The 15207-nt window shown below is 55.7% G+C and carries 14 protein-coding genes; 6 read left to right on the top strand and 8 right to left on the bottom strand.

The features are described from left to right. The first annotated feature begins 4 nt into the window (after nucleotides 1-4). The gene (locus ACN0XZ_RS12010) at nucleotides 5-1117 is read left to right on the top strand and encodes a zinc-binding dehydrogenase (RefSeq protein ID WP_417458014.1); all 1113 of its coding nucleotides are present in this window, start codon (nucleotides 5-7) and stop codon (nucleotides 1115-1117) included. A gap of 51 nt (nucleotides 1118-1168) precedes the next feature. Here the strand turns inward: ACN0XZ_RS12010 and ACN0XZ_RS12005 are convergent, their stop codons facing one another. After that, nucleotides 1169-1543 carry a winged helix-turn-helix transcriptional regulator gene (locus ACN0XZ_RS12005; protein WP_417458013.1) on the bottom strand — a complete coding sequence of 125 codons (375 nt, stop codon included), beginning with the start codon at nucleotides 1541-1543 and terminating at the stop codon, nucleotides 1169-1171. Nucleotides 1544-1661: 118 nt separating this feature from the next. On the opposite strand from ACN0XZ_RS12005, the gene ACN0XZ_RS12000 reads away from it, so the two are divergent. After that, complete coding sequence (locus ACN0XZ_RS12000) at nucleotides 1662-1985, top strand: nuclear transport factor 2 family protein (RefSeq protein ID WP_417458012.1); 324 nt, start codon at nucleotides 1662-1664, stop codon at nucleotides 1983-1985. 449 nt (nucleotides 1986-2434) lie between these two features. Here ACN0XZ_RS12000 and ACN0XZ_RS11995 read toward each other — a convergent pair whose 3' ends face one another. From ACN0XZ_RS11995 to ACN0XZ_RS11980, 4 genes are all read right to left on the bottom strand, one after another. Next, nucleotides 2435-3118, bottom strand: coding sequence for a hypothetical protein (locus ACN0XZ_RS11995; protein ID WP_417458011.1), 684 nt, complete (start codon nucleotides 3116-3118; stop codon nucleotides 2435-2437). Between the two features lie 135 nt (nucleotides 3119-3253). Continuing rightward, a complete protein-coding gene (locus ACN0XZ_RS11990) occupies nucleotides 3254-4663 on the bottom strand; it encodes an NAD(P)(+) transhydrogenase (Re/Si-specific) subunit beta (protein ID WP_417458377.1) in 1410 nt (469 codons plus the stop codon). A 21-nt stretch (nucleotides 4664-4684) separates the two neighbouring features. Beyond that, complete coding sequence (locus tag ACN0XZ_RS11985; protein ID WP_417458010.1) at nucleotides 4685-4981, bottom strand: NAD(P) transhydrogenase subunit alpha; 297 nt, start codon at nucleotides 4979-4981, stop codon at nucleotides 4685-4687. A 1-nt stretch (nucleotide 4982) separates the two neighbouring features. After that, nucleotides 4983-6113: a Re/Si-specific NAD(P)(+) transhydrogenase subunit alpha gene (locus tag ACN0XZ_RS11980; RefSeq protein WP_417458009.1), complete on the bottom strand. Its 1131-nt coding sequence runs from the start codon at nucleotides 6111-6113 to the stop codon at nucleotides 4983-4985. Nucleotides 6114-6384: 271 nt separating this feature from the next. Between ACN0XZ_RS11980 and ACN0XZ_RS11975 the strand changes: the two genes are divergently transcribed. Continuing rightward, nucleotides 6385-7833: a sigma-54-dependent transcriptional regulator gene (locus ACN0XZ_RS11975; protein WP_417458008.1), complete on the top strand. Its 1449-nt coding sequence runs from the start codon at nucleotides 6385-6387 to the stop codon at nucleotides 7831-7833. Nucleotides 7834-7854: 21 nt separating this feature from the next. Next, nucleotides 7855-8697 carry a glutamate racemase gene (locus tag ACN0XZ_RS11970; protein WP_417458007.1) on the top strand — a complete coding sequence of 281 codons (843 nt, stop codon included), beginning with the start codon at nucleotides 7855-7857 and terminating at the stop codon, nucleotides 8695-8697. Here ACN0XZ_RS11970 and ACN0XZ_RS11965 read toward each other — a convergent pair. Together ACN0XZ_RS11965 and ACN0XZ_RS11960 are read right to left on the bottom strand one after the other, a co-directional pair. Then, the gene (locus tag ACN0XZ_RS11965; RefSeq protein ID WP_417458006.1) at nucleotides 8694-10481 is read right to left on the bottom strand and encodes a methyl-accepting chemotaxis protein; all 1788 of its coding nucleotides are present in this window, start codon (nucleotides 10479-10481) and stop codon (nucleotides 8694-8696) included. The two genes, ACN0XZ_RS11970 and ACN0XZ_RS11965, sit on opposite strands and share 4 nt — an antisense overlap. Then, nucleotides 10481-11095 (bottom strand): hypothetical protein, encoded by a 615-nt coding sequence (locus ACN0XZ_RS11960; protein WP_417458005.1) that lies wholly within the window; start codon nucleotides 11093-11095, stop codon nucleotides 10481-10483. Before ACN0XZ_RS11960 ends, ACN0XZ_RS11965 begins: the two co-directional genes overlap by 1 nt. A gap of 356 nt (nucleotides 11096-11451) precedes the next feature. Between ACN0XZ_RS11960 and ACN0XZ_RS11955 the strand changes: the two genes are divergently transcribed. Then, entirely contained in the window at nucleotides 11452-13179 is a 1728-nt protein-coding gene (locus ACN0XZ_RS11955) for a hypothetical protein (protein ID WP_417458004.1), read from the top strand. 52 nt (nucleotides 13180-13231) lie between these two features. On the opposite strand, the gene ACN0XZ_RS11950 is transcribed toward ACN0XZ_RS11955, so the two are convergent. After that, nucleotides 13232-13378 carry a GapR family DNA-binding domain-containing protein gene (locus ACN0XZ_RS11950; protein WP_417458003.1) on the bottom strand — a complete coding sequence of 49 codons (147 nt, stop codon included), beginning with the start codon at nucleotides 13376-13378 and terminating at the stop codon, nucleotides 13232-13234. A gap of 86 nt (nucleotides 13379-13464) precedes the next feature. On the opposite strand from ACN0XZ_RS11950, the gene ACN0XZ_RS11945 reads away from it, so the two are divergent. Beyond that, nucleotides 13465-14892 carry a tyrosine-type recombinase/integrase gene (locus ACN0XZ_RS11945; protein ID WP_417458002.1) on the top strand — a complete coding sequence of 476 codons (1428 nt, stop codon included), beginning with the start codon at nucleotides 13465-13467 and terminating at the stop codon, nucleotides 14890-14892. Nucleotides 14893-15207 lie beyond the last annotated feature (315 nt).

Genomic DNA, 15207 nt, shown 5'->3' with positions numbered 1-15207 from the left:
GGGTATGAGCACAAAGGGCAAACAACTTTTCACCACGCTTGAAAGTGACGGCACGCTCACCGTCGCGATTGAGGACGTGACCTTCCCGGACCCCAGCGGCAATCAGGTGCTGGTGAAGATGGAAGCGGCGCCCATTAACCCATCCGACCTTGCGATCCTCACGAGTGCGGCGGACCTTGAGAATGCCGACTATTCCACCGGCAAGTTTGTGGCCACCATGCCTGAGCCCTTTAACACCGGCTCAAAAGCGCGGCATGGCCTCAAGCTCCCGGCGGGGAATGAAGGGGCTGGCACTGTGGTTGCCACGGGCGACGGTGACATGGCCAAGGCGCTGATGGGCCAGCGGGTGGCGTGTGTGCCCGGCAATGCCTACAGCCAATACTGCATTGTGGATGCCAAAATGTGCCTGCCGCTGGGTGACCACACGGCGGAGGACGGCGCGAGCGCGTTCGTGAACCCGATGACCGCACTTGGCTTTGCCGAGAACGCCAAGATGGACAAACAAGGTGCCATTTTGCACACGGTGGGGGCCTCCAACCTCGGGCAGATGCTGACGCGCATTTGCAAGGAAGACGGCCTCGCGCTCGTGAACATTGTGCGCAAGGATGCGCAGGTCGGCTTGCTTCAAAAGCTTGGCTCCACCCATGTGGTGAACTCATCAGACGATGATTTCATGAACCAGCTGCGCACCGCGATTGACGACACCGATGCGTTTTATGGCTTTGACCCCATTGGCGGCGGCAAGGCGGTTGATACCGCCTTCAAGGCGATGGAGCAGGTGGCGGTGACGAAAATGACGGAATACTCGCGCTATGGCTCCAACCAACAGAAGCGCATGTTCATCTATGGCCGGCTGGATGTGAGCCCGACGGTGCTGACGCCGAGTTACGGTTTCGGCTGGACACTCTCTGGCTGGCTGTTGTTCCCGTTCCTGCAATCGGTGGGTATGGAAGTGGCGGCACGCATGCGCCAGCGGGTGCTTGAAAACCTCACCACCACGTTCGCGAGCAGCTACAAAAAACGCGTGAACCTTGAAGAAATGCTCACAAAAGACGCGGTGACGGACTACCGCGCGATGCGCACGGGTGAGAAATATCTGGTGACGCCCTGGTCATAACCGGGGCGTTTGCGCGCTCAAGATAGGATCATGAGGCAGGTGCATCCGGGGTCAGCTTGTCTCAGTGGTTTTCCTGGTGGGGGTTGGCGTCAAACCTTCCGGGCGCTGCTCCGCCCATGTCAAAATAGCATCCAGCGCAGGACAGAGTTGCTGGCCCCAGTCCGTCAATTCATACTCCACCTTGGGCGGCACCTCGGGATAAACGGTGCGGCGCACGATGCCGTCCTGCTCAAGCTGGCGAAGTTGCTGGATCAACATCTTCTGGGAGATACCGTCGATCGCTCTTTCCAGTTCAGAGAATCGCAGCGTTTTCCCACCGAAAAGTTGAAACAGGATAGAGAGTTTCCATCGTCCATCTATAAGCTTGAGCGCTGCCTCTACTCCGTCGGCTGCCGTTTTCGGCGTATACGTCCTATTCTTACCCATAGGTAAGTATCCCACTTTTTTGTCGGTTCTTGTCGCTTATGACGGTTTATCCCATATTGGTGGTGCGCACAATTATAGTCCCGGCCGGGCTCAACCTTTGGAGATATGGAGCCCCATGATGAAAGACGTTCCTGCTATTCTGGACCGCTATGTAGCGGCAACCAACGCCCATGACCCTCAGACCCTATCAGCCTGCTTCAGTGCAGATGCTATAGTGCTGGATGAAGGCAGAACATACAGAGGGCGAGCGGAGATACTTGCCTGGAAAGAGGACGTGACGGCACGGTATAAAACCACCAACACCCCGCTTGATTATCAGTGGCAAGGGGAAACGCTTATGGCCCGCATGCGCGTGGAAGGCACCTTCCCCGGCAGCCCCGCAGTGCTAACGTATCAACTTGAATTCAAGGATGGGCTGATTTCCCGCTTTCAGGTTGCATAAGCGGCCACCGGCGCACTTTTTGGGAGGGGGATGCGATAGAACGAGGGGCTTCACAGCCTCTCGCGCAGAAGCCCCGAGCACAAACCGACCGCAACCAACCACGAAGCCACTGTGAGCCCTGAACGTGTGCCACTGGCTCTCAGGCAACCGCCCGGCTATCCCTGCCCAAATTCTACCTAGAGATAAAAATCTCGCCCTCGCTTATTTTTGCGATTGATTATTAATTGCAATCATGTCATACCATGAAAACACCGCGCTTGTGTTGGATGCCTCAGCGCGGTGAGGTGCCGGTCCTGACAGCGGCGCCAATCTGGCGGGCGGTTTCATATTGGCCCGAAACCGTCCGCCGCTACTTTCCAATTCCTATCCTTCCCAAAGGCCCTTCCCAAAGAAAAGGCCGCCACTCATTCGAGTAGCGGCCTTTTTGCTATTTGCTTATCTGGCGTGCGCTAGTGGCGTTGCAGCACCACAAGGCCCGGCGCGTCATAGTCAGGATACAGGGTCTCAAGCACTTTCTCGCTAAACTCCGCCATGATCGGCCCTACACGTTTGTGTACAGCTTGGGCCCGGTAGGCATAATTCGGCCCATCATAGTGGCTGGAGACGGAATATTCCTTGACGAGGCCTGACCAGATTTCATGCTCGGCCATAAGGTTGCCGGACGCATCCAATACCCGCACGATGCCCTTCATATCGGTTCTGGTGGAGCCGATCACCGCAATCGGGAAGTTGGCAATGCGCATTTTCTCAACCGTGATGTGAACGGTGCCGTCGAACGATGGGTCTGCTTCCTTGATCCCGCGCTCCACCATCGCTTTCAGAAGGCCCGGCACATTGTAATCCTCGATATTGGGGAAAATCCGCTCGTTGCCCCATTCGGTGCCGGAGAAATAGCTGCGGTCAAACACCGCTTTGGTTTTTGGGCCCCAGACCACATCTTCATTGCGATATTTGCGGAAGGATTCCTCCCGCTTCATCTCAACCGCCGCGATGCGGTTCATACGCTCCGCCACCACACCGGTGAACTCAACGTTCACGTCCGCTTGCGCTGGCATTGCAAAACCGAGCGATAGAAAACACCCGGCGGCGACAAGCGCGCCTGAGGTGATTTGGCTCAAGGTTTTTAAAGTCATGGTCTAGCCCTCCATATGAGACAACCTTTTGAAGGCTAACATACTACGGGGTGTAATCTGAACGCAATCTGAACGTGAGAAAGGGGCACCCGGCGGTTTCACCGGATGCCCCTTTGCTGAAGGCCTGTAATGTGCCTAGTGGAAGCTCTTGACGATCTCTTCCACCATTTTCTTCGCATCCGAGAACAGCATCATGGTGTTATCGCGGAAGAAAAGCTCGTTCTCCACACCCGCATAGCCACTGCCCATGGACCGCTTGATGAAAAGCACGGTTTTGGCTTTTTCAACATCCAGCACAGGCATGCCGAAGATCGGGCTTTGCGGGTCTGTCTTGGCCGACGGGTTGGTCACATCGTTCGCGCCAATCACGAAGGCCACGTCGGCTTGTGAAAACTCGCTGTTGATGTCTTCAAGCTCAAACACCTCATCATAGGGCACGTTGGCTTCCGCCAGCAGCACGTTCATGTGCCCCGGCATACGGCCCGCCACAGGGTGGATGGCATATTTGACCTCAACGCCCTCTTTCTTCAGCACATCACACATTTCCTTGAGCGCATGCTGCGCCTGCGCTACCGCCATGCCGTAGCCCGGCACGATGATAACCTTGGAAGCATTTTTCATGATGAAGGCCGCGTCTTCGGCTGAGCCCTGCTTCACCGGGCGGGTTTCAGTTGCACCACCAGCGGCCACACCGCCGTCACCCCCAAAACCACCAAGGATCACAGAAATGAAGCTGCGGTTCATGCCTTTACACATGATGTAGCTGAGGATAGCCCCCGAGGAGCCCACCAGCGCACCGGTGACGATAAGCGCTGTGTTCGCCAGCGTGAAACCAATGCCTGCAGCCGCCCAGCCCGAGTAGCTGTTCAGCATGGACACCACCACCGGCATATCTGCGCCGCCAATCGGGATGATCAGGAGGAACCCAATGATGAAGCTGAGCGCCGTGACGATCCAGAAGATATGGATACCGGCAACAGCGGCATCATTATCCACCACAAACCAGCCGATACCGCCAACAATGCCGAGCGCCAGCACGATGTTGATGAGATGCCGGGCAGGCAGCATGATCGGCGCGCCGGACATATTGCCGTTCAGCTTCGCGAAAGCGATCACAGAACCAGAGAAAGTGATGGCACCAATGGCGATGCCGAGGCTCATCTCAATCTTTGACGCCGTGTAGATATGCCCGATAGTGTCCGCAATGCCGAAGGATACCGGGTTGAGGAAAGCACTGGCCGCGACAAAAACGGCGGCAAGGCCCACAAGGCTGTGGAAAGCCGCCACAAGCTGCGGCATGGCTGTCATCGCGATCTTGCGGGCGATGATAAAGCCGATACCACCACCAATCACGATGGCGCCGATGATCCAGTCATAAGACACGATCTCGGGGTTCAGGATGGTTGTCACCACCGCGATAGCCATACCCACCATGCCGAAGATATTACCCTTGCGACTGGTGACAGGTGATGACAGGCCGCGAAGCGACAGGATGAAAAGAACAGCAGCCACCAGGTAGGCAACGGCTGTGAGGTCAGCGTGCATTTGTGTCATGTGCTCGGCCCCCTATTTCTTTTTCTTATACATGGCGAGCATGCGGGCTGTGACCGCAAAACCACCAAAGATGTTTACGGCGGCGAGGCCGATGGCAATCGCGCCCAGCACTTTGGAGAGCGTCGCGCCTTCAGGCCCGGCGGCAATCAAGGCCCCTACGATAATCACGCTTGAGATCGCGTTCGTGACACTCATCAGCGGCGTATGCAGCGCTGGCGTTACCGACCACACCACATAATAGCCAATGAAGATCGCCAGAATGAAAACGGAGAACTGCTGGACGAAAGGATTTACGATAATGTCATGCATCTTATTTCTCCCCTTTCAGGCGTTCATTCACAATCGCACCGTCTTTGGTGATGAGCGATTCCCTGATGATTTCATCGTCAAAATCAAACGCGAGTGCGCCCTCTTTCACCATGGGGGTGATGAAGTGCACAAGGTTGCGGGCATAAAGCGCGGAGGCGTCCGCCGCCAGGCGTGATGGCACGTTCTTGTGCCCAACGATCTTGACCCCATGCGCTTCCACCACCTTGCCAGGTTCAGAGAGCGCGCAATTGCCGCCCATCTCAACCGCAAGGTCAACGATCACACTGCCCGGTTTCATGGATTTGATCATGTCTTCCGTGATCAGCTTCGGGGCGGGCCTGCCGGGGATAAGCGCCGTGGTAATGGCGATATCCTGCTTGGCCAGCGTTTCCGCAATCAGCGCGGCTTGTTTGGCTTTATACTCGTCAGACATTTCCTTCGCATAACCGCCAGAGGTTTCTGCGGCTGCGGTTTCCTCGTCCTCGACCATCACAAACTTGCCGCCCAAACTTTCAACCTGTTCTTTGGCTGCGGGGCGAACATCCGTGGCGCTTACGATAGCACCAAGACGCTTGGCGGTCGCGATGGCCTGAAGCCCTGCAACGCCCGCGCCCATCACCATCACTTTGGCGGGGGCGATGGTGCCAGCGGCAGTCATCATCATGGGTAGCGCACGGCCAAACTCAGCCGTGGCATCAAGCACCGCCTTATAGCCCGCGAGGTTGGATTGGCTTGAGAGCACATCCATCGACTGCGCGCGGGTGATGCGCGGTACAAATTCCATCGCGAAAGACATCAGGCCAGCGCTTGCATAATCACCCAGCCGCTCCCCTTCCTGGAACGGGTTGAGGACCGCCAAAAGCGCCGCGCCGGATTTGGCAGCTTTTGCGTCTTTGCCCTCAAGCCCCTGCACGGAGAAAATAACATCCGCATCCTTCAGCGTGGCCTTGAGGTCTTTCCCAATAGTGGCACCGGCGGTCTCAAAAGCGCTGTCCGGGATAGACGCGCCATCCCCGGCCCCTTTTTCAACGCTGACATCAAAGCCAAGTGCAATGAGTTTTTTAATACTGTCCGGGGTGGCCGCAACGCGTTTTTCCGCGTCTCGCCTTTCCCGAATAACGGCTAGTTTCATGAGTTCATCTCCCTGAAACAGATTAAAGGCAAATCTACAAAGGCAGGCAGGCACCAAATGTTTGGTTGTATTTTGTATTTGCCCCTGTGCGCCGCACGCCCGAGCCCAAAAGGTAGCGTAATTGCGCGTTCAAGCAACATTCTTTCTTTCAATTACAGAAATAGAAAATTTTAACATTTCTATTTTGTTAACAAGTGTCCTGAAATGATACATTCCGATTCGCACTGCAGGCTGAGGTAGTGTCAATCATGCGTATCGGGGGATATCAGGCATGAAACAGGAACGCGTACTGATTGTAGAAGACGAGCTGACGCAGGTCATGCTGCTTGAGGGTGTGATCAAGCGTGCGGGCTTCGCGGCTGAGCATACCATGGACGGCGCAGAAGCGGTCAAACGGCTGAATGACGGCAGCGCACCACCGGTTGACGTTGTGCTTCTTGACCTGATGATGCCGGGGATGGACGGCATTGAGGTGCTGAACGCCATTCGCCCAAACCACCCAAACCTGCCGGTTGTTATGCTGACGGCACATTCGTCCATCACCACGGTTGTGGATGCCATGCGGGCGGGCGCCAATGATTTTATCGTCAAACCTGCAAGCGCGGAACGCATCCGCACCGCGATTGAAGCTGCGCTCAAAACCAGCGGCTTTGTGGGCGAGATCGCCCCCGTAAGCGGGCAGATGACCGGCCAGATGAAAGGCCACGGGTTTGACAATCTTGTGGGCACCAGTGTGGGCATGCAGCGCGCGGTCAAGCTTGCCAAAAAAGCGGCCAACTCAAGCATCCCCGTCTTGATTGAAGGCGAAAGCGGGGTTGGTAAGGAAGTTTTCGCCCGCGCGATCCATGAAGCCAGTGACCGCTCCGGCACGCCCTTTGTTGCGGTCAACTGCGGCGCCATCCCGGAAAATCTGGTGGAAAGCATCCTCTTCGGGCATGAAAAAGGTGCCTTCACCGGCGCGACCGAGAAACGCATCGGTAAATTTCAGGAAGCCAATGGCGGCACGCTGTTTCTTGATGAGGTGGGCGAGTTGCCCCTTGATGTGCAGGTCAAACTGCTGCGCGCCATACAGGAAAAAGAGATCGACCCCGTTGGCGGTAAACAGAGTGTGCGAGTTGATATAAGGATCATTTCGGCAACGAACCGAAATTTGGCGGAGCTTTCCGCCAGCGGTGCCTTCCGGGAAGACCTCTATTACAGGCTGAATGTTTTCCCGATCCTGATCCCGCCGCTCAGAGAACGCAACAGCGATATCCCTGCGCTTGCAGACCATTTCCTCACCCAGATTTCCGCACTTGAGGAAGTACCCCGCCGCCGCATGACACCAGACGTGCTGGACCTGCTCTCGAGCTACAGCTGGCCCGGCAACATCCGTCAGCTGCAGAACGCCCTTTTCCGCGCCGTGATCCTCTCAGAGGAAGACACGCTCAGGCAAAGCGATTTCCCGCACCTGATGGGCCAGCCGCTCACCATGCAGCCCCCGTCTCACCAAACGCTACCCGCGGCAACAACTCCTGTCGAAATTATGCCACAAGGCGGTGCTCTTCTGGTATTGCATGGGCAGGATGGCCACGTCCGGCCCCTGGCGGAACTGGAGGCCGAGATTATCCGGCAAACGCTGCTCAGATATGATGGGCGCATGGCGGAGGTGGCCCGCCGCCTTGGCATTGGCCGGTCTACCTTATACCGCAAGGTGGCGGAGTATGGCTTGGGCACATAAGCCCGTTGGGAGCATGAAATAGTGATCGGTGTGTTTGATTCTGGCTCGGGCGGGCTGACAATCCTTGAAGCATTGCACAGGCGCATGCCCGATCAGGATTTCCTTTATTTAGGGGACCACGCCAACGCGCCATACGGGCACCGGTCCAACGAACGCATCGTTGACCTGACCCGCGACGGTGTTGAAACCTTGTTCGAAGCGGGGTGCAGCCTTGTCATCCTCGCCTGTAACACAGCCGCCGCCGTAGCACTTCGCACGCTTCAGCAAAAATGGTTGCCGCGCGCCTATCCCGGGCGTCGCATCCTCGGTGTACTTGTGCCCATGGTGGAAGCCATCACCGGTGTGCCCTGGTCACAGGAACATCCGGGCGAGAATATCACCCGCCCTGACGGCAAGACAATCCTGCTGTTTGCCACGCAAAAAACGGTCAACAGCGGCGCTTACCTTGAAGAGGTCGCCAAACGCGCGCCCAATATCCGGCTGGTGCAAAAGGCCTGCCCCGGCCTTGTGGACGCGATTGAGGGCGCCGCTGGCCCACGGCCACTGACCGGATTGATTGAAGGTTATGTTCTGGAAGCACTGGAGGACGCGGGCAGCAAGCCTGATGCAGCACTTCTTGGCTGCACGCACTTCCCGCTGGTGCGCCCCTATTTTGAAGCCGCCCTACCGGACGGGGTTGAGCTTCTCTCGCAGCCCAATGTGGTAGCCACGTCGCTTGAGGGATACCTTAAGCGACACCCGGAATTTGCCCACAAGGGCAGCGGCAAGGTGAAACTGTTGACCACCGGGCGGCCGAGTGATGTCAACCTCAGTGACAGTTACCTGCCGCCCCACTTGTGCGAGTTTGAAAGCCAGCCGACCTAAGCCTCGAGCGCCTGCTGCCGCACATCATCAAGGAACAGCGTGGTCACATTGCGCATCTGGTCCGTCGCCTGCTGGATGGTTTTGGACGCCACTGCCATCTGGCTTGAGGCATCCCGCGTTTGCCGCGCGCCGTCGGCCGCGCCCGCCACGTGACGGCTTACGTCCTGCGTGCCGGTGGCGGCTTCCTGCACATTGCGGGCAATCTCGTCCGTTGCCGCACGCTGTTCTTCCACCGCAGACGCCACGCCTGATGCCATTTCCGCGATCTGCTGAATGCCGCTGCGGATCGCTTTCATCGCGTCATTCGCTTTTTCAGACTGTACCTGCACGGCGCCGATCTGCTGGCTGATCTGTTCGGTCGCCTTGCCGGTCTGGTTCGCGAGGCTCTTGACCTCACTGGCCACAACGGCAAACCCCTTGCCGGCCTCGCCTGCACGCGCGGCCTCAATCGTGGCGTTCAGCGCGAGCAGGTTGGTTTGTTCAGCGATATCGTTGATCAGCTTCACGATCTCGCCAATCGCACCGGAGGACTGCGCCAGTTCAGTCATGATCTGTTCAGACTGCCCGGCGGCTGATGCCGTTTCCTGGGACTGGCGCGAGGAAAGATCCATCTGGCGCGCGATCTCGGCGACAGATTGCCCAAGCTCTTCCGTCGCAGCCGCCACCGTTTGCACGTTGGAGCTGGATTCCTCCGCCGACGCTGCGGCAGCGGAAGTCTGATCACCGGTTTTATCTGCCGTTTGCACAAGGAGGTCAGAGATATTCATCAGGTTATCAAGCTCTGCCGCAACCTGCGCCATGGTTTCCTGCACCTTGCTATCAAACTCGGATATCAGGGTGGTGATCACAGCGGTTTTACGCTCGCGCGCCGCCACTTCTTCCTGCTGGCGCTGAAGCTCGGCTTCCTGCGCTTCCTGCTCAAGGCGCAGACGCTCGCGCTCGGCCTCCTCTTCCCGAAGCCGGGCTGCCTCTGCCTCTTCCCGAAGTCGCGTGCGTTCAATGGCGTTTTCTTTGAACGTGTTTACCGCGCCCGCCATGTGGCCGATCTCATCCTTGAAGTGCATGCAGGGCACCTCAACCGTATCATCACCATCTGCAAGGGCCAGCATGGTGGTTGTCATGCGCCGGATCGGCACAGCGATCTGCCGCGCGAAAAAGAGGCCCGCCAACACAGCCACCACCACGATCAACACGTTGGAGGTGATGGTAATCACGGTTACCCCGCTGATGGCTTCACGTGCCGCCTGATGCGCGTGGCTCGCCATCTCCTGCTCTATTCCGTCCACCTGCGCCTCAAGCATGCGGATTTCATCAAAGATAGCACCGGGCGCACCGGTGGCTTCAATCGCCCGTGCCTCATTTACGGTAAGGTGGTGGGATGTCAGCCTGATCTGCTTCTCTGCATAATCGCCGCGCCAACGCTCCGCCTTTTCAATCATCGCCGTAACCGGGCCCGCAAGCTCCTGCCGTCTGCCCGCGTGCTCGAGCAGGTCTTGCGCAACACGCTCAAAGGTTTCGCCCGCTTCGTCATATTGCTTCAAGATAGAACGGTCACTGGCTACCAACAGATAGAGAACGGCCTGCCGTTGCCTGTCTAAGCTGCTGATCAGCTCGCTATAGGACGCACGAAAGTTCTGCACGTCTGACGCCCCCTCAAGGGTGGCGGACAAGCGCTTCATGTCGGCAAACGTAACAATCGTCGCCACCAGCATAATGGCAATAAGGAGGCCAAAGGCCGTGATAACCTTGCCGGGGATTGAGAGTTTTCTAATGATATCCAGCATTATTGCCCTCCCGCTGATGATAGTTTGCTGCGACGGGCCAGCTCAGTGAGGTTTATCTCAATCGTCGCGGCCCCAATGGCCTGACCACCATTTGATTGCAGGGTCATGTTTGCTTGCGCCCGCCATGTGCCGGACGCCTCATGATATTCAGCTTCATCGATGAACACCGCACCCGCACCAACGTCATATGTTTTCTGGAACTTGGCTTCGTCGCCCTGCCAGAAGTCAGACGTGATGGCGCTCTGCCCCGCGTTCAGCCCTTGCGCGTCGATCACAAAAATCTCCGTAAAGAGCCCCGCGGACGCGGCCTGCACCTGGGTAAGATAGGTAGAGAGCGGGTTATTGAGGGTCGCAGCGATCAAGGGCTGGTTCTCCGCCTCCCGCTCCGCACGCCACTGGCGGTCAAGCCCGTCAATATCCGCCTGCTTGAGGCCCGCGTAGCGGCGGTTCTGCGCTTCCACGCTCATAAACACCACGGGAACCAGAAGCCAGCTTCGCACCTCGCCCAATACCTTGTCATCAATCAGTGAGGTTGAAGGCTGCTGCGCCCCACTCGCGGGTGCAATACAGAGCATGGCAGTGAAAATAACAGCTCGCACAACGGATCGAAGCATGGAAGGTCCTTTCCCTATCGCCTGATGAGCCTGATGCCGTGTGCAGCATGGATGCAACCCGCCGCTCAGTTGGAGCCAACCCTAATCCGATTAAACACGGTGCAAATCGGACTACGATTGACCGACGACAGAAAAGCGGGGAAATCAAAACACTTGCGGGACACGGCGGCCCCAGACCTTAACCTTGCGCCGGAGGTATATCTCCAGCCGCGGAAAGTGTTGCATGCCACTCGCTAATATACGGTTAACGGCGCTCTAGTGCTCGCCCAACCACTTGCTCAACGCATGAGGAGCAGATAGGCTACGCCCCTATAGCATCACCAACAGCCTTCATGCCCGCTGGAGACCAATCTTATATGAGCTCCCTCATTGTCTTCCGGAAAAACAGCGCCAAAGCGGAACGGCTGAAACGTTTTCTGGAGCCGCGCACTTCCCTCTTTCACCATCTTGATGTTCCCGGCTTCCCTGACCTTGACCTTGTTTTATGGGCAGCCGAGCAGTCCGGCACAGCGCTCTTGCTGCCCTTAGGAGGTACAGACTTCATCGCCGTCTGCGGCACGCTCTTCTTCAAAGATCAAACCGGCGCCGAGGCAGCACGCGCGCTCCACACCAGTTTTGATGCCGCGCGATTTAACTGGGCCGACTGCACGGGCCAGTTTACCGCTGTGATCGGCAAGGCAGGCAAGCTGCATGTCGTCAATGACGGCCTTGGCAGTTGGAAATTATATAGCGATGCGGCAGGCTCGTTCATCTCTGCCGGCTATCTCGAGGCCATGCTGCTGCAAGACCGCCTCAGCTTCAACATGCAGGGCGTTTATGAGTATGTCTTCACGGGCTTTGTGCTCGGGCAGACCACCTTTCTCAACCAGATTTCGGCCCTGATGCCGCACCATGTGGCCGAGTGGCGTGACAACGCCTTCCGCACGATTGAAAAGCCGACGCCCATCTTGCCTACAGTGCGCAGAGACGAAACCTTCGACGACATGGTTGAGCTACAGCTTTCCACACTCAGGAAGCGGTTCTCAAAATTCGCACACCTACAGCCGGGTGACGTAACTTCCTCCGTCTCGGGCGGCTTCGATTCCCGCCTCATGATTGCGCTCTTTAAGGAATTTGGGCTTCGGCCGAACCTTTTTGTTTATGGCCCGGATGACGATGAGGACGTGGCGCCTTCAAAAGCCTTGGCAAAGTATTTCGAGCTGCCTCTCAACCATGTAGACCGCAGCACGTTCACTCAACCTGAGCACATACCAACGCCTGAAGATGTGCTTTATTATTTTGATGGCTGGAAAGATGACGGTCTCAGCGGGTTTGAGCACGACATCACAGACAGGAAAGCGCGCACCGCTAACGCGCCCTACATGGCAAACGGCAAGTGCGGTGAGATATATCGGCATTATTATTATCAGCATGTGGGCAAAGGCGGAATCGGGTTGGACGCTTTTGTACGGGGTACATTTGGCAGACATATCCCTCAGATGGTCACCCCGCACTTTGACCAAAGCGCCTTCGAGGAACAAGTGACAAGTGCCTTCCGAGCGCTGACCGGCTTTAGTGGCAAACGCCTGAGCCAGCCTGACCTCGACTATCTATACCCCAAGGTGCGTATCTGTCATGACGCCGGGCGGGATATCACGGTCAACCACCGCTTTTCACACGCCCTGTATCCGTTCGCGGAAGCTGAGTTGAGCGGCCCTGCCCTCGCTCTTAATTATCGCGAACGCCTCTACGGTAAACTAGAAGCACATATCATCGCGGCCATAGACCCTGAGCTGATTAAGGTGCCAAGTGCATACGGATACGACCTTCTGGCAGGGCCGGATTTCTCCTATAGGCTCAAAATGGCAGCATCCTACCACCGGCCGCAATGGCTACGGACCGCCATACCTGCGCTTAAGACCATACTGTCTCCCGCAGGCGGTATTGACATGAGCGCTCTCCCCGAGGTGGCGCTGGTCGATGACAAAACCCTGCCCATGATGCGGCAGTATTTCAACCTAGGGCATGTGTGCGACAGGCGCACAGCTTCACGCATCTACACCCTTGAAATGCTCGGCCAGTATTTCGGTGTCATAAACAGATAGGGCGCCCTGAAGGCGCCCGATTGTATCGCTGAAGCAAAAACGTCGACGGCGCTTACTCGCCAACCGCCTCTGGGAGCTGACCGCCCTCAATGGCGTGCAGGTAAACGTCGAGAAGGCTCTCTTGTTCCTGCCGCTCGGCCTGGTCCATCTTGCGGACAGCAATCACCTTGCGCATGATTTTGGTGTCGAAGCCTAACATATACTATGTTTTTCTTGTGTCACGTTTTCGATATCTAGGTTGATCCATAGCAACAGCCGCAGCTATTCTTGTTGAGAAAAACAAGGATGTTGCTGAACTATATGACTTGCTTATCAATTTTAACGCTGCCCATTTCAGGGGGGAACCCGTCGAAAACAACTACGCAAAAGGTGCCAGTATTGTTCCATCTGGACTTGCAGGGAAAGACCGCATACTGGGAGTTAGCAACATATCTATTTTGGGCCCTTTACAGCCGAATCTTTTCGGCTCGCAAAGCCCGAAATGTTACATTGGCTTTTTTGAGGTTCATTGAGTTGCATGGGGCGGCGCTGTCTCAAACCGCGACCTCCCCCCTAAGTCTTTCCCACGCACTATCTCTCTATTGTTTTGCACGCGTTTCAGGGGCAAGTGCCTTGCCTGAGTTAGACCTTGAGAAAAATCGATGGTCTCCAATTGCAGTTAGGTCAGCGGCAACAGAGTTTGATGAACTCGTGGCCTTCATGGAATTTTCTCAATCCAGGTACGGACACGTTCGAATTGGAACGCATCAGTTGATTTTCCGCAAGGCCACATATGTTGGAAAAGCTTTCAAAGCCCCCACCCGGGATTTTTTAGTTCACGTGAATACCCAGCGAGAAATATGGCAGAAGTTTATTTCTAGAGGCCATCCTGAGTTGCCAAAGGTTTTGCGAAAACCAAGTCAGAAGCCATCCAGTCGCGAACAGAAATCAATACGTACCGAGGAACTATTAACGATAATCGATCACGAACCCAATCCAGTCTTCAAGTCTGTATTTATCATCCTGGGGTTCGGAGGCCTAAGGCTGTCGGAGCCTCTACACTTTTGGCAAACAGACATTCTACCGCCAAGCTACTGGGGCCAAATTGGCGGCAAAGAGTGTTCCAATCCGCTGCTGCTCAGATGCCATCCTTCTGAATCGACATATCTTGGTTCATTTGGCCACACAAAGCTAAACAGAGCGAGCTTTCTTGCCAACCGCTACAATGCGCTTCCTCGTCATAAATTAAGCAACCTCGACCCGATGTATTCTGGATGGAAGGGCACCAAATTTTTGCACAAACAGATGTTTACACCCACATTTCTGCTTGCTCCCCCACATGTATCTAAACAGCTTAATGAGTGCTTTAGTGAAATAAGAAGTTTCCATCAGGTAAATCAAACGAGCGAGTGCCATCCCTATTTTTTCTGCAACATGCATACGACCCATGACGCGTATTTTGGGCAGCCTCTGAAAATTTCAAATCTACAACGTGCCTGGAACTTGGCGGTCAAACGGGTAGCACTTGAACCACATAGGGAGAACCGAAATCTGCATGCACTGAGACATAGGTATATCTGCACTGCACGAAACATGGGACTCGACAATTTCACGATTCAAGACATCGTTGGACACTCCAACATCGAAAGCCAGCGAGAATACGGGACAGAGATATCGCAAATCCAAGACTTAATTCCGCGGCTACAAATGGGGGGGGTGAAAATCAATGATTAAGTTCCTTGTCAAAAAGGATCCGAAGCTTCTCGTGCAGGAAGCAGAAGATGCAGTGTTTCGCTACCTGTACGAGATAATGTCCTTCACGCGAGACGAATTAAAAGACAGTGACTATTTCTGGTTCGCACGACCTAAAGCAGAAAGATTGCCAGAAGACTGTATCTTTGCATTTACAACCACTGTTCCCCGTCAGGTCCTATGGCACAGAATTGATGTTGTGAATAAGTGAGTGTTTTGGTTTCATCGTAGTGACGTAAGGCACGAAGATGAAAGCAAAACAAAAGACCTCAAAAGCTTCAGCAGATCGGGTGGTTA

This window comes from Kordiimonas sp., from assembly GCF_048264555.1.
In the GTDB taxonomy this organism is placed as follows: domain Bacteria; phylum Pseudomonadota; class Alphaproteobacteria; order Sphingomonadales; family Kordiimonadaceae; genus Kordiimonas.
Note: the sequence above shows the minus strand (reverse complement) of the source record. Positions and strands in the feature narration are given on the sequence as shown.

Excerpts from the sequence above, each read along its gene's own strand:
- ACN0XZ_RS11950 (WP_417458003.1), bottom strand. The coding sequence starts at position 13,378 with ATGTTAGGCTTCGACACCAAAATCATGCGCAAGGTGATTGCTGTCCGC.
- ACN0XZ_RS11965 (WP_417458006.1), bottom strand. The coding sequence starts at position 10,481 with ATGCTGGATATCATTAGAAAACTCTCAATCCCCGGCAAGGTTATCACG.
- ACN0XZ_RS11960 (WP_417458005.1), bottom strand. The coding sequence starts at position 11,095 with ATGCTTCGATCCGTTGTGCGAGCTGTTATTTTCACTGCCATGCTCTGT.
- ACN0XZ_RS11955 (WP_417458004.1), top strand. The coding sequence starts at position 11,452 with ATGAGCTCCCTCATTGTCTTCCGGAAAAACAGCGCCAAAGCGGAACGG.
- ACN0XZ_RS12000 (WP_417458012.1), top strand. The coding sequence starts at position 1,662 with ATGAAAGACGTTCCTGCTATTCTGGACCGCTATGTAGCGGCAACCAAC.
- ACN0XZ_RS12005 (WP_417458013.1), bottom strand. The coding sequence starts at position 1,543 with ATGGGTAAGAATAGGACGTATACGCCGAAAACGGCAGCCGACGGAGTA.
- ACN0XZ_RS11980 (WP_417458009.1), bottom strand. The coding sequence starts at position 6,113 with ATGAAACTAGCCGTTATTCGGGAAAGGCGAGACGCGGAAAAACGCGTT.
- ACN0XZ_RS11945 (WP_417458002.1), top strand. The coding sequence starts at position 13,465 with ATGTTGCTGAACTATATGACTTGCTTATCAATTTTAACGCTGCCCATT.
- ACN0XZ_RS11975 (WP_417458008.1), top strand. The coding sequence starts at position 6,385 with ATGAAACAGGAACGCGTACTGATTGTAGAAGACGAGCTGACGCAGGTC.
- ACN0XZ_RS11995 (WP_417458011.1), bottom strand. The coding sequence starts at position 3,118 with ATGACTTTAAAAACCTTGAGCCAAATCACCTCAGGCGCGCTTGTCGCC.
- ACN0XZ_RS12010 (WP_417458014.1), top strand. The coding sequence starts at position 5 with ATGAGCACAAAGGGCAAACAACTTTTCACCACGCTTGAAAGTGACGGC.
- ACN0XZ_RS11985 (WP_417458010.1), bottom strand. The coding sequence starts at position 4,981 with ATGCATGACATTATCGTAAATCCTTTCGTCCAGCAGTTCTCCGTTTTC.
- ACN0XZ_RS11990 (WP_417458377.1), bottom strand. The coding sequence starts at position 4,663 with ATGCACGCTGACCTCACAGCCGTTGCCTACCTGGTGGCTGCTGTTCTT.